This window comes from Streptomyces sp. NPDC054872, assembly GCF_053610705.1.
Map to the genome: position 1 here is coordinate 1 of NZ_JBSGYY010000044.1, position 13,494 is coordinate 13,494.

At 71.5% G+C, this 13,494-nt stretch carries 8 protein-coding genes; 4 read left to right on the forward strand and 4 right to left on the reverse strand.

The features are described 5' to 3' along the window. Positions 1–161: 161 nt before the first annotated feature. From ACWGIH_RS36605 to ACWGIH_RS36615, 3 genes are all read right to left on the reverse strand, one after another. Positions 162–530 (reverse strand): PPOX class F420-dependent oxidoreductase, encoded by a 369-nt coding sequence (locus tag ACWGIH_RS36605; RefSeq protein WP_453446696.1) that lies wholly within the window; start codon positions 528–530, stop codon positions 162–164. Positions 531–628: 98 nt separating this feature from the next. Continuing rightward, positions 629–1,111, reverse strand: coding sequence for a DUF456 domain-containing protein (locus ACWGIH_RS36610; RefSeq protein WP_453446695.1), 483 nt, complete (start codon positions 1,109–1,111; stop codon positions 629–631). Positions 1,112–1,180: 69 nt separating this feature from the next. Next, positions 1,181–2,164 carry a helix-turn-helix transcriptional regulator gene (locus tag ACWGIH_RS36615; RefSeq protein ID WP_453446694.1) on the reverse strand — a complete coding sequence of 328 codons (984 nt, stop codon included), beginning with the start codon at positions 2,162–2,164 and terminating at the stop codon, positions 1,181–1,183. A gap of 203 nt (positions 2,165–2,367) precedes the next feature. On the opposite strand from ACWGIH_RS36615, the gene ACWGIH_RS36620 reads away from it, so the two are divergent. From ACWGIH_RS36620 to ACWGIH_RS36630, 3 genes are all read left to right on the forward strand, one after another. Beyond that, the gene (locus ACWGIH_RS36620; protein ID WP_453446693.1) at positions 2,368–6,120 is read left to right on the forward strand and encodes a S8 family serine peptidase; all 3,753 of its coding nucleotides are present in this window, start codon (positions 2,368–2,370) and stop codon (positions 6,118–6,120) included. Between the two features lie 129 nt (positions 6,121–6,249). Further along, positions 6,250–7,908 (forward strand): protein phosphatase 2C domain-containing protein, encoded by a 1,659-nt coding sequence (locus tag ACWGIH_RS36625; protein WP_453446692.1) that lies wholly within the window; start codon positions 6,250–6,252, stop codon positions 7,906–7,908. A gap of 62 nt (positions 7,909–7,970) precedes the next feature. Beyond that, positions 7,971–9,713 (forward strand): pyruvate dehydrogenase, encoded by a 1,743-nt coding sequence (locus ACWGIH_RS36630; protein ID WP_453446690.1) that lies wholly within the window; start codon positions 7,971–7,973, stop codon positions 9,711–9,713. A 7-nt stretch (positions 9,714–9,720) separates the two neighbouring features. Here the strand turns inward: ACWGIH_RS36630 and ACWGIH_RS36635 are convergent, their stop codons facing one another. Further along, positions 9,721–12,780, reverse strand: coding sequence for an alpha-mannosidase (locus ACWGIH_RS36635; protein WP_453446689.1), 3,060 nt, complete (start codon positions 12,778–12,780; stop codon positions 9,721–9,723). Between the two features lie 217 nt (positions 12,781–12,997). Between ACWGIH_RS36635 and ACWGIH_RS36640 the strand changes: the two genes are divergently transcribed. Further along, on the forward strand, positions 12,998–13,480 hold the full coding sequence (locus ACWGIH_RS36640; RefSeq protein WP_453446687.1) for an ATP-binding protein: 483 nt from the start codon (positions 12,998–13,000) through the stop codon (positions 13,478–13,480). The last annotated feature ends 14 nt before the right edge of the window (positions 13,481–13,494 follow it).

Here is a 13,494-nt window from a genome sequence, read left to right on the forward strand (position 1 = left end):
GGCTCCGCCCCAGACCCCGAACAAGAGGTCCTCAAACGCCGGACGGGCTGAATTTCAGCCCGTCCGGCGTTTGAGGACGAGCTCGGCGCAGCCGGCGCTGACGGCACGCAAGGCCCCCGTGCCGGAGCGGGTTTTCGGGAAGGGGCGGGGTTGGGGACTGTTTACTGCTCCAGCCCCCAGCTATGGATCCTGCGAGGGTGAATCCGGATCAACTCCTCGCTGAAGTGAGGGCCCAACTCATGCGGCCCCGTGAGGAGTTCCGCGTCACCCCGGATGTCGACCCCCCGCACCTTCCACGGCCGCTCACTCACGACGTCGTCCACGACCAGCGACACCTTCGGGTTCTTCTGGAGGTTGCGCCACTTCTTGGTCGTCCCCAGCGCGTAACCACCGATCAGGATCGTCCCGTCGTCCTGCGGGAAGAACCCGACAGGATTGGCCTGCGGCTGCCCCGTCGCGTCCACGCTGGCCATCCGGCCCAGACGCTGTGACTTGAGGTACGCCCGCTCGGCCTCGCTGAATTCGGTCATGGCGCGAGCCTAAGCCGCGGGCAGGGCCCGGCGCGGGGCCTCCTCGGTCGGTTCCCCCGGGGCGATCCGCTCCACCGGGGCGTTCCGCGGGATCCGGTTCAGCCCCAGATCACGGCCCCCAGCCACGCCCCCGCGATGAGCAGGCACGCGAACAACTCGGTAAGCACGCTCCAGCCGCCCGCCCGCATGGCCGTCCTCGTCGCCGTCGCCGCCTGCCCGTGGCCGCCGAGCCGCAGCCGCTCACTCACGTAGATCCCGCCGATGAACCCCGGCAGCGATCCGATCACCGGCACCACACAGAACCCGACAAGGGCCCCGGCCCCCGCGTACACGGCGGTCCTGCGCGTGGCGCCGCTCTGCCGGAAGCGCCGCGGCGGCAGCAGCCATCGGATGCCCTGCGCGACGAGAAGCACGACGGACGCGCCGACCAGGACCCACCAGGCGACCGGCTCCGGGTCCTTCAGCGCCCACCACAGCACCGCGGCCCACACCAGCCACGGTCCCGGCACGCCGGGCACAAGCACTCCGCCGATCCCGAGCAGCAGCACGACTCCGACCAGCAGGAGTTCCCAGGCTCCCATCTGTCAAGCGTGCAGGAGAAAGGAGAAAACCGCAGGTCGCGCGAGCCCTCGCGGACCGGGGAGCCGGTCCTAGCGCGCCACCCAGCCCCGCTCGTACGCGTGCCAGCCCAGTTGCAGCCGCGTCGTCACGCCCGTCAGCTCCATCAGGCGCTTCACCCGCCGCTGCACCGTCCGCAGGCCCAGGTCGAGCTGCTTGGCGACGCTCGCGTCCGTCAGCCCCGCGAGCAGCAGCGACAGGATCTCCAGATCCGCGCCGTCGGGGCCCTCGGGGGCGTCCTCGGTGACCGAGTGCCCGGCCTCGCCGAGCCGCAGCGGCAGCGCGTCCCGCCACACCGCCTCGAAGAGTCCCGTCAGGGATTCGAGCAGGCCGCTGGCGTGCACCACGAGCGCGGCGGGCTCCGCCCTGCGCGAGGTCAGCGGCACCATCGCGAGGGAGCCGTCGGCGATCACCAGCTTCGTCGGGACGCGGTCCACGACGCGCACCTGTTCGTCGCGGCCGATCGCCGTCGACAGTTCGATCAGGCCGGTGGGCAGGGCGAGGACGGAGCGCTCGACCACCACGCGGTACGTCACGCCGCGGCCCGCGGCCTGCGCCTCCGCGTCGTTCTCCGTGCCGGTGATCGCCACGGGGTTGCCGGTCACCAGGGCGCACACCTCGTCGCTCGCCCCCAGCTGGAGCTGGAGGAAGCGCTGCGAGACCGCGCCCGCGCCGGTGACCACCTCGACCAGGTCGTGCACCGCGGGCTCGGCGGCCTGCGCGCGGTACTCCTCGGCGAGCAGCTTCGCCGCGAGCTCCGCCTTCTCCAGCTCGTGCCGCTGCTGGGTCAGGAGAGCGCCGAGCGCGACGCCGGGCGGGGCCGCCACCCACCGGCCCGCCTTGCCGGACGCCTGGGCCGCGAGGCCGTGCAGTTCGAGGCGGCGCAGCGCACGGACCGTATCCGGCTCGCCGAGCGACAGCCGCCGCGCGAGATCGGGCACGTCGGCGGCGCCCACCGCGACCAGCGCGCGGTACGCCGATTCGTGCAGCTCGTCCAGACCTATCGCAGCCAGCATGCGGCGCGCCCTCCCCAGAGATCCGTTCCGACGGCGCCCTGGCGGGAAACAGCCACGGCGTAAACCCGCCCCAGGACATCATCCCCGCACCCCCGGCCTCTCTGCCAAGGTGACGCCACCGCAGCACCAACGGCAGCCGGGATTAGGGCCTTTGGTCCCTTTTCGGCTGTGGTTCCGCATGCCCATCAACCCTGGGGAGAGCGATGCGCCCGATATCGCGTACGGCCTTGGGGGCGGCGTCCGCCGTCGTCCTCGCCGTCACCGCGGCCGTACCGTCCGTGGCCGAGCCACGCGCGGCCACGGCGCACACGACTCCGCCGGTGGGGAGCGGGCCACGCGGCGACGGAAGTTCCGTCGTCACCCTCGTCACCGGCGACCGCGTGCTGGTGTCGTCCGACGGCAAGGGCCGCGCGGGTGCGAGCGCGCTGCCCGCCGCCGACGGCACGGTGCCCCTCATCCAGACCAGGCAGTCCGGCAAGGACCTGTACGTCTACCCCGAGGGCGCCGTCCACGCGATCGCCGAGGGCACGGTCGACGAGGAACTCTTCAACGTCACCGGCCTCGTCCGCCAGGGCTACGACGACGCGCACGCCGAGCAGCTCCCGCTGATCGCCGTGTACGACACGTCCGTCGACGTCACGCGCGCGGTGCCCGCCACTCCGCGCGGCGCCGAACGCGGCCTCGTCCTCGACCCCGTCGACGGGGTCGCGATGAAGGCGGACAAGAAGAAGGCCGCGGACTTCTGGGCGGACATCACGTCACCGAAGTCCCGTGCCGCGTCCGACCTGAAGAAGCTCTGGCTCGACGCCAAGGTCGAGGCCACTCTCGACAAGTCGACGAAGCAGGTGCACGCCCCCGAGGCGTGGGCCGCGGGCTACGACGGCAAGGGCACCAAGGTCGCCGTCCTCGACACCGGCGCCGACGCGGAGCACCCCGACCTGAAGGGCCGGATCGGCGCGACGAAGAACTTCACCGAATCGCCGGACAACGAGGACCGCCAGGGCCACGGCACCCACACCACCTCCACCGTCGGCGGCAGCGGCGCGGCGAGCGACGGCAAGAAGAAGGGCGTCGCCCCCGGCACCGAGCTGCTGCACGGCAAGGTGCTCGACGACAGCGGCTCCGGCGCCACCTCGTGGATCATCGCGGGCATGCAGTGGGCCGTCGACGAGAAGGCCGACGTCGTCTCCATGAGCCTCGGCAACCCGGCGCGGACCGACTGCACCGACCCCATGAGCACCGCCACGGAGGAACTCGCGCAGTCGAGCAAGGACACCCTCTTCGTCCTCGCCGCGGGCAACACGGGGCCGAGCCTCAACTCCGTCTCCTCGCCCGGCTGCGCGCCGAGCGTCCTGACCGTCGGCGCCGTCGACCGCGACGACTCGACGGCCTCCTTCTCCAGCCGCGGGCCCGCGTACGGCTCGCACACCCTCAAGCCGGAGATCGCCGCGCCCGGTGTCGACATCTCCGCGGCCGCCGCGGGCGGCAGAGGCGTCTACGCCTACCAGTCCATGAGCGGTACGTCGATGGCCGCCCCGCACGTCGCGGGCGCCGCAGCCCTGGTCAAGCAGCGCCACCCAAAATGGAGCGCAGGGCAGATCAAGTCGGCCCTGGTGTCGTCCGCGGACAGCGCCCTTCCCGGCGACGTGACCGAGACCGGTGGCGGACGGCTCGACGTGAAGGCCGCCGTCGACCAGAAGGTGCTCGGCTCACCCGCGGTGCAGGGCGGCACCTTCGGCTGGCCCCAGGACAACTCGGACCGCACGACGGTCGACGTCCCGTACACCAACACCACTGACGGACCGGTGGAGTTGAAGCTGTCCGTGCAGGGCGTCACGGGCAACGACGGCTCACCGGTGAGGTCGGACATCGCCGAGCTCGGCGCGCGCTCCGTGAAGGTCGCCGCCGGAGCGACGGTCAACGTCCCGCTGAAGCTCGACCCCGACGCGCACCTCAAGCGCTCCCAGTACGGCGACGTGACCGGCCGCGTCCTGGCGAAGTCCGGCGCCGCCGCGGTCTCCACGCCCTTCTCCCTCTACGTACAGCCGGAGACGGTCAGCCTCCGCGTGAAGCTCGTCGACCGCGACGGCGAGCCCGCCGCGGGCCCGTCGTCCCTGGACCTCATCGGCACCGACGACGCCACCGGCGAGCGGCGGTTCAACGAGGGCGCGAACGACCAGACGTACCAAGTCCGCCCCGGCGCCTACTTCTTGACCGGATTCATCGCCACACCGGACGCGGACGGCGGCACCCTGACCGACTCGCTCACCCACATCGCCCGGCCCCAGGTTGAGGTGAAGAAGGACATGACCGTCACACTCGACGCCCGCAAGGCGCACCGCCTCACCGTCAAGACGGACAAGGAGTCCGAGGTGCGCGGCGCCACCCTCGGATTCGCCCGGACGTGGGGCACCGACAACTGGCTGCACGCGGGCACCGCGGCCGGACCGCGCAGCATCCGCGGCTTCTACCAGTCGGTGGAGGGCAAGGCCACCGACGGCACCTTCGAGTCCGGCAGCTACTGGCGCGCCGCCGCGCCCCTGCTCCCCGAACTCGCCGTGGCGGGCGGCAGGACACTGCACCCGGTGACCGCCTCCACCGGATCGGCCAACCTCGACGGCAAGGGCAGGGCGTCCCTCGTGGACGCCGGGTCCGGTACGCCGCAGGAGCTGGAGACCGCCGGGGTCAAGGGCAAGATCGCCCTCGTCAAGGTGCCGGACAGCGGTGCCGCCTCCGCCGTTGCGAAGCACGCGAAGGCGGCCGGCGCACTCGCGGTCATCGCCCACCGCACGGCTCCGGGCCGCTGGTACCCCTCGGTCGGTCTCAGCGGCTCCCCGCTCCCGGTCCTCGGCCTGCAGACGGGCGAGGCGGCCACCCTCCTCGCCCAACTCTCCGACAGTCCCGTCGAATTGAAGTGGAAGGGAACGGCCAAGAGCCCCTACGTCTACAACCTCGCCTTCCCCGAGACCGGTCAGATCCGCGACGACCGCACCTACCGCGTACGCGACAAGGACCTCGCCGCGAACGAGGCCACCCATCGCGCGATGGGCACGGCCACGGACTACGTGGACCTGCCGTCCGCCGTCCGCCCCTCGGGCCTCGAGGTGTACTTCGCCGACATCGAGTCGGTCCCGGCCCCCGGCAAGCGCACCGAGTACTACTCGGCGGGCACGACCGGCTGGGGTCACCAGGTCTCCAGCAGCTTCCCGTTCGGCGAGTTCATGATCGACCCGGTGCGGACGTACGAGAAGGGGGAGCGGCGCAGCGAGAGCTGGTACGAGGGAGTGCTCACCCCCGCCGCGCCACGCGACGCCGGCGGCGGCCCCGGCCTTGCGGGGGAGCGGCAGGGCAACCTGATCGGTGTCGCGCCCGGATTCTGGGCCGACAGTGAACACGCGGGAATCCAGGGCGGGTTCGGTGACATCGGCAGCGTGGAGCTGAAGCGCGACGGTGAGGTCGTGGGGCAGTCGGGCTGGCCGTCCGGGGTGTTCACGGTCCCGGCCGAGGACTCCGCGTACGAACTCACGCTCACCACCCAGAAGATCGGCTCGCAGGTCTGGAAGCGGTCCACGGGCACGCGGACCACGTGGGCGTTCCGCTCGCACCTCGACGAGAAGGTCCACTCGCAGGGCATCCCGATGCTGTTCCCGCGCTACCGGCTGCCGGAGGACGGCATGAAGACCGTGGCGGCAAAAGACGGCCGGCGGATTGAGCTCGCCGTGACAGGGCACGCGGGCTACGAGCCGGGGGTGCTCACATCGGCGGCCCTGTCCTACTCGTACGACGAGGGCGAGACCTGGACCGAGGCCGAGACGTCCGCTTCCGGCGGCAAGTGGACCGCCACCGTGGACCACGCCGGCGCCTCGGGGAAGCAGGTGTGGCTCAGGACCGAACTGACGGATACGAACGGAAGTTCCGTCACTCAGACAGTGGCCCGCGCCTACGACGTGCGATAAACACACAGACACCGCCGGGCGGTCCTCCCGTGGGGGGTGGGCCCGCCCGGCGGCCCTCATCACCCTTCCGGTGGCCGGATTTTCCGGATGCACCGTTTTCGTACGGCCTCCGCGGTGGACAATAGGGGCATGAGCCAGCAGGGGGAGAGGCACGACGGAGCTTCCGGCCAGGAGGACGACTGGTGGGGTCAGCTCTACGACGACTCCGCTCATGACACGGGTCCGGCCGAGGCGGCCGACACCCTCGACGACAGGTTCGCCTCGGCGGTCTCCGCGGCGGGCGAGGGGGTGGCCGATGGTGCCCCCGAGGGCGAGGGCACGGAAGGAGCACTGCCGCGCCCCGGCCGCTTCTCCGCCCCGGAGCCACCGCCCCCGGATTTCCCGGACCGGCGCGGTGCACCGGCCTCAGCCCCGGACCCGGCTCCTCGGCTGCCGCCGGACCTGGAGCCCGCGGGGGAGCCACCCGGCCGCGGCTCCGGAGCCGCACCGGGCGAGCAGTTCACGCCCCGCGAGCCCTTCACGCCCCGCGAGCCGTCACCGCCGCCCGCATCGGCGCCGTCGTACGAGCCGCCTCCGCCCCCACCTCTGCCCCCGCCCGCAGCCCGCATCCACCCGGGCGCCGCCCCCTGGGAGCCGCCCGCCGCGCCCACGGGTCCCGTCACCTTCCCGGCGGGGCCGCCCAAGCCTCCCGGCGACCCGAGCCGCACCACCGCCGTCCCCACGCCCCGCGCGCCCGAGGCGTCCGCGGTCCCGGACCCGCAGCCACCCGCACCGGTCGAACCGCAGCCGTCCGTGTCGGCGGTACCCCCGGCCGCCGTCCCGTACGTGGGCGACGGGCCGCCCACCTATGACGCCGAGCCCACCGTCCTGCCCGTCGCCGACCCCGACGACCTGGGCGATCTGGTCGCCGACACCGTGCTCGACGGCGCCCGGTACGGCACCTCCACCCTGCGGGCCGTCTCCGTGCGCGGGGACTCCGCGCGGTACCGGGGCGAGCCGCGGCGGGACTCGCTGCTCACCGCGCGGTTCGGGACGGGGGACGGCGCTCTCGTCCTGGTCGCCATGGCCACCGGCGCGCGGGCCACGCCCGGCGCTCACCGCGCCGCCGCCGAGGCCTGCGCCTGGATCGGGCGGGCCGTGGGCCGCAGCCATCAGCGGCTGTCCGAGGACATCAGGGCCGCCCGGCGCGGTGACCTCAAGAGCGGCCTGCACCGGCTCACGGACCGCAGCCTCGGCAAGCTCCGCGCGCACGCCGTCGATCTCGGCATCGAGCCCGAGGAGTACGCGGCGTCCCTGCGCTGCCTCCTGCTGACGGCCGACCCCGAATGCCGTACCCGCGTCTTCTTCGGTGTCGGCGGCGGCGGACTCTTCCGGCTCAGGGACGGCGCCTGGCAGGACATCGAGCCCCACGTCAGCGACGCCGCCGCGGACCCGGGCCCGCCCGTGGTCGGGTTCGGGTCGGTGCCGCCGGAAACCCCCGACGGCGACCGGCTCACCATGGACATGGGCATCATCACGCCCCCGAGTCCGTACGAGCCCGCCCCCGAGCCGCCGCCCCGCGAACCCTTCCGCTTCCGGGCCTCCGTAGCCCGCCCGGGTGACGCCCTGATGCTCTGCAGCGGCGGCCTCGCCGAGCCCCTGCGCGGCGAACCCGAACTGGCCGCCCACCTCACCCAGCGGTGGGCGAAGAGCGGCCCACCGGGCCTCGCGACCTTCCTCGCGGACATCCAGGTCAGGGTCAAGGGGTACGCGGACGACCGGACGGCGGCCGCCGTTTGGGAGGCGTGAGCGCCCGCCCTGTGAATTCATGGACCCAAGAGAGTCAAGGGGACTGAAGGGTTCGTGAAGCCATGGCCAAGCAGAACGTCGCCGAACAGTTCGTCGACATCCTCCACCGCGCCGGTGTGCGCCGCATGTACGGAGTCGTGGGCGACAGCCTGAACCCTGTCGTGGACGCGATCAGGCGCACCAAGGGCATGGAGTGGGTGCAGGTCAGGCACGAGGAGACCGCGGCCTTCGCGGCCGGTGCCGAGGCCCAGATCACCGGCAGCCTCGCCGTCTGCGCCGGTTCCTGCGGCCCCGGCAACCTCCACCTGATCAACGGCCTCTACGACGCGCACCGCTCCATGGCGCCCGTCCTCGCCCTCGCGTCGCACATCCCCTCCAGCGAGATCGGCCTCTCCTTCTTCCAGGAGACCCACCCCGACCGGCTCTTCCAGGACTGCAGTCACTACAGCGAGATGATCTCCAGTCCGAAGCAGATGCCGCGGCTGCTCCAGACCGCCATCCAGCACGCGATCGGCCAGTCAGGCGTCAGCGTCGTCACCCTCCCCGGAGACATCGCCGACGAGCCCGCCCCGGACAAGTCCGCCGAGAGCGCCCTCGTCACCTCGCGCCCCACCGTGCGTCCCGGCGACACGGAGATCGACAAGCTCGCCGCGATGATCGACGAGGCGGACAAGGTCACCCTCTTCTGCGGCAGCGGCACGGCCGGCGCGCACGCCGAGGTCATGGAGTTCGCCGAGAAGATCAAGTCCCCGGTGGGCCACGCCCTGCGCGGCAAGGAATTCATTCAGTACGACAATCCCTATGACGTGGGCATGAGCGGGCTCCTCGGCTACGGCGCCGCGTACGAGGCCACCCACGAGTGCGACCTGCTGATCCTGCTCGGCACCGACTTCCCGTACAACGCCTTCCTGCCCGACGACGTCAAGATCGCACAGGTCGACGTGCGGCCCGAACGGCTCGGCCGCCGCTCCAAGCTGGACCTCGCCGTCTGGGGCGACGTACGCGAGACCCTGCGCTGTCTCACCCCGCGCGTCACGCCCAAGAGCAACCGCAAGTTCCTCGACAAGATGCTGAAGAAGCACGCGGACGCCCTGGAAGGCGTCATCAAGGCCTACACGCGCAAGGTCGACAAGCACATCCCGATCCACCCCGAGTACGTCGCGTCCGTCGTCGACGAACTCGCCGCCGACGACGCCGTGTTCACCGTCGACACGGGCATGTGCAACGTCTGGGCGGCCCGCTATCTCTCGCCGAACGGCAAGCGCCGCATCATCGGCTCCTTCAGCCACGGCTCGATGGCCAACGCCCTGCCGCAGGCGATCGGCGCCCAGTTCACCGACCGCAAGCGGCAGGTCGTCTCGATGTCCGGCGACGGCGGATTCTCCATGCTGATGGGCGACTTCCTCACCCTCGTCCAGTACGACCTGCCGGTGAAGATCGTCCTCTTCAACAACTCATCGCTCGGCATGGTCGAGCTGGAGATGCTGGTGGCCGGCCTCCCGTCGTTCGGCACGGACAACCACAACCCCGACTTCGCCGCTGTCGCCCGCGCCGCTGGTGCCTACGGGGTACGCGTCGAGAAGCCCAAGCAGCTCGTGGGCGCCCTGAAGGACGCCTTCGCGCACAAGGGCCCCGCCCTCGTCGACATCGTCACCGACCCGAACGCCCTCTCCATCCCGCCCAAGATCAGCTCCGAGATGGTGACCGGCTTCGCGCTCTCCGCCAGCAAGATCGTCCTGGACGGCGGCGTCGGCCGCATGGTCCAGATGGCACGCTCCAACCTGCGGAACGTGCCACGTCCCTGATGCTCCGTCAGCCCGCGGGCCGAAGGCGCAGCGTGACGATCTGGAACGGCCGCAGCGCGAGCACGAGCCCCGCGTCATCGGTGTGCGCCGCCTCCAGCGGGCGCTCCAAGAGGTCTGTCACCTCGGCCGCGCCCACCGCGAACGACGTGGTGAGCGTGGCCGCCGCGCGCCCGCCCCGCGACTCGTAGAGCCGCACCACGACATCGCCGCTCCCGTCGTCCGCGAGCTTCACCGACTCCACGGTCACCGCCGGATTGTCGACGCTGACGAGCGAGGGCAGGGCGGGCGCGGCGGCCACCCGCAGCGGCAGGTTCAGGGCAAGACCCTCCGCGACCGCGTCGCCCGTCGTCGCGCCGGGCAGCAGGGCGTACGTGAAGCGGTGCACGCCCAGATCCGTCTCCGGGTCCGGGCTGTGCGGGGCGCGAAGGAGCGTGAGCCGCACGGTGGTGCCGAGTCCGTCGCCGTGCGGGGTGCGCGTCACGTCATGGCCGTACGTCGAGTCGTTGAGCACCGCCACGCCGTACGCGTCCTCGGCGACCCGCAGCCACCGGTGGGCACAGATCTCGAAACGGGCCGCGTCCCAGCCGGTGTTGGCGTGCGTCGAGCGGTGCACGTGCCCGAACTGGATCTCGGCGGCCGACCGTTCGGCGTGCACGTCCAGCGGGAAGGCGGCTTTGAGCACCTTCTCCGACTCCTGCCAGTCGACCTCCGTGACGACGTCGACGCGTCGGCTGCCCGCCGCGAGGCGGATCTCCTGGGTGATCCGCGATGTCCCGAAGGCCCGCACCACGCGGACGGCGACCCGCAGCGGCCCGTCCTCCACCAGCTCCACGGACTCGGCCTCGGTGAGGTCGGTGTGCGTGTTGCGGTAGTGCTTGTCCAGGTCCCAGGCGTCGTAGTGCGTGGGGTGGTCGGGGTGCAGCTGGAGAAGATTGCCGCGTGAGCCGGGGGACAGGACCTCGCGGTGCGCGTCGACGTCGTGCACGGAGGTCAGAAGACCGTCCGCGTCGACGGCGACGCGCAGGTGCTCGTTCAGCAACTGGATCTCGCCGTCGGCGAGCAGAGCGGTCGCCCCGGTCTCCCGCGTGTAGGAGTCGGCCTCCTCCAGACTCTTGCTGCCCAGGGCCGGGACATTCACGTGCACGAGGGCGCCGTCGTCGGCCCTGACGACCTCGCTGCGGGCGTACGGCGACGAGTTGAGCGCGACCGGGCCGCCCGCACCGAGCGAACGGACGGCCGCCGAGGTGATCTCATCCAGCTCGGCGAGGACGCGCGCGTACGTGTCACGCGCCTCCCGGTGCACCCAGGCGATCGACGAGCCCGGCAGGATGTCGTGGAACTGATGCAGGAGCACCGTCTTCCACAGCCGGTCGAGGGTGCTGTACGGGTAGACGTACGCGGGGTCGCGGACCGCGGCGGCCGTGCACCACAACTCGGCCTCACGGAGCGCGTGTTCGGTGCGGCGGTTACCGCGCTTGGTGGCCGCCTGCGTGGTGTACGTGGCGCGGTGCAACTCCAGGTAGAGCTCGCCGGACCAGACCGGCGCCCCCTCCCCGTACTCCTCCTCGGCGGCGGCGAAGAACGTCGACGGCTTCTCGATCTCGACACGCGGCGACCCCTCGAGGGACCGCAGCCGCCGTGCCTTCTCCAGCATCTCGCGGGTCGGGCCGCCGCCGCCGTCGCCCCAGCCGAACGGCACCAGGGAGCGGGACGCGCGGCCCTTCTCGGTGAAGTTCCGCTCCGCGTGCGCGAGTTCGGCGCCATGGATCTGGGAGTTGTAGGTGTCGACCGGCGGGAAGTGCGTGAAGACGCGGGTGCCGTCGATGCCCTCCCACCAGAAGGTGTGATGCGGCATCTTGTTGGACTGGTTCCAGCTCAGTTTCTGGGTGAGGAACCAGCGGACGCCCGCGAGCTTCGCCAACTGCGGGAAAGCCGCCGTGTAGCCGAAGGAGTCCGGCAGCCAGATCTCCTCCGTCTCCACTCCCAGCTCCTCGCGGAAGAACCGCATCCCGTGCGTGATCTGCCGCGCGAGCGCCTCGCCGCCCGGCATGTTGGCGTCCGACTCGACCCACATGGAACCCACCGGCGACCAGTTGCCGTCCGCGACGGCCTTCTTGATGCGCTCCCAGATGTGCGGCTGGTGCTCCTTGACCCAGGCGTACTGCTGGGCCTGTGAACAGGCGAAGACCAGCTCGGGATAGTCCTTCGCGAGGGCCGTCACATTGGCAAAGGTGCGGGACGCCTTGCGTACCGTCTCGCGCAGCGGCCACAGCCAGGCCGAGTCGATGTGGGCGTGCCCGGTGGCCGAGACCCGGTGCGCGCTGGCGTGGGCGGGGCTCGCGAGGACCTCCGTCAGCTCGGCCCGCGCCGCCGCCGCGGTGCCCGACACGTCGTGCAGATCGAGTGCGTCGAGCGCCCGTTCCAGGGCCCGCAGGATCTCGTGGCGGCGCGGACGGGCCGCGTCCAGTTCGTACATCAGCTCAGAAAGGACCTCGATGTCCAGCGTCAACCGCCAGACGTCCTCGTCCAGTACGGCGACGTCGGCAGACGCGAATCGGTAGATGGGGCCATCACCGGCGGTCAGTACGTCGCCCAGGGGTGTCGGTTCGAAGTCGTGCAGGATCGCGGGGTTGGCCGCCGCCTCCAGGAGGAGGTGCACCGGCTCGCCGCCCCGGGCCGACGCTGCCACGGGAATGTGCCGATTGCGCGGGTGAATGCCCTTGAGGGGGACGCCCGAGGCGTCGTACACCAGACCCTCCGCCTGGAAGCCGGGTCCCTCGCCGGTGAAACCCGGATCGACGACCACCTCGACGTGGCGCCCGCGCCACTCGTCGGGCACCTGACCGCGCAGCCGGAACCAACTGGTTGACCAGGGTTTTCCCCAGGCGGTGCCCGCCTCGAAGGGCTCGTACGCGGCGTCGATCGCCTCGGCGACGGGCACGGGTTCGCCGGGCGCGTGCCAGACGGAGAGGCTGAGCGGCACACGGTCCGCGTACTGGGCGGGGCGGATGAACTGCCGCAGGGCGCGCTCCAGGCGGCCCTCCACCAGCAGTCGGTCGTCGTGCACGGCGGCTCCTCAAAAGTGCTCGGGGCGGGGCCGATGTGACGCGATCGGGCCCGGTCGGGATCAAGCAGGAACGGTTCACGGCTTCACTTCCCCGCCGGGCTCGGGCGCACCCACACCAATGGTTGACGAATGGACATGAGTGCCGCCAACCGAGTGGGGCATGAATTCCGTGAGCGTGTTCGAGCAGGGAGGAATGACTCGTTTGTGGGCGGGGGTCATGACAAGGCATGCAAGAGGGGGCAGTCCCATCCAGTTCGGGACGTCTTCGCCGATAGCAAGGGACGGGCCGATCGACGACAAGCCGGTGGAGCTCCATAGGGCTCAACTCCGGCGCAGATTGGGGAGATCCGACTTGCGGGCGGTCCCTGAGGTCAGGGGCGCACTGCGCGAACTGCTCCGGACCTGGGGGAGGCCCGGAAGATCCGAGGTGGCCGAGCTGCTGACCAGCGAGCTCGTGACGAACGCACTGGTGCACACCGATCGCGACGCCATCCTGACGGCGACCGTGCGGCCGGGCAGGCTGCGCGTCGAGGTCAGGGACTTCGTGGGGCGCCGCCCGAAGCTCTGCGTGCCGAATGCCGACGACAGCACGCATGGCCGGGGCCTGATGCTCGTGCAGTCCCTCGCCGACGCGTGGGGAGTGCGTGCCCACGGGGTCGGAAAGGTGGTGTGGTTCGAGCTGGACGGCGGCCCGGCATGAGCCGGACCGCCGGT

Bases quoted from the DNA above. Each gene is read 5' to 3' on its own strand.
- ACWGIH_RS36605 (WP_453446696.1), bottom strand. From the start codon at position 530: ATGACCGAATTCAGCGAGGCCGAGCGGGCGTACCTCAAGTCACAGCGT.
- ACWGIH_RS36610 (WP_453446695.1), bottom strand. From the start codon at position 1,111: ATGGGAGCCTGGGAACTCCTGCTGGTCGGAGTCGTGCTGCTGCTCGGG.
- ACWGIH_RS36615 (WP_453446694.1), bottom strand. From the start codon at position 2,164: ATGCTGGCTGCGATAGGTCTGGACGAGCTGCACGAATCGGCGTACCGC.
- ACWGIH_RS36620 (WP_453446693.1), top strand. From the start codon at position 2,368: ATGCGCCCGATATCGCGTACGGCCTTGGGGGCGGCGTCCGCCGTCGTC.
- ACWGIH_RS36625 (WP_453446692.1), top strand. From the start codon at position 6,250: ATGAGCCAGCAGGGGGAGAGGCACGACGGAGCTTCCGGCCAGGAGGAC.
- ACWGIH_RS36630 (WP_453446690.1), top strand. From the start codon at position 7,971: ATGGCCAAGCAGAACGTCGCCGAACAGTTCGTCGACATCCTCCACCGC.
- ACWGIH_RS36640 (WP_453446687.1), top strand. From the start codon at position 12,998: ATGACAAGGCATGCAAGAGGGGGCAGTCCCATCCAGTTCGGGACGTCT.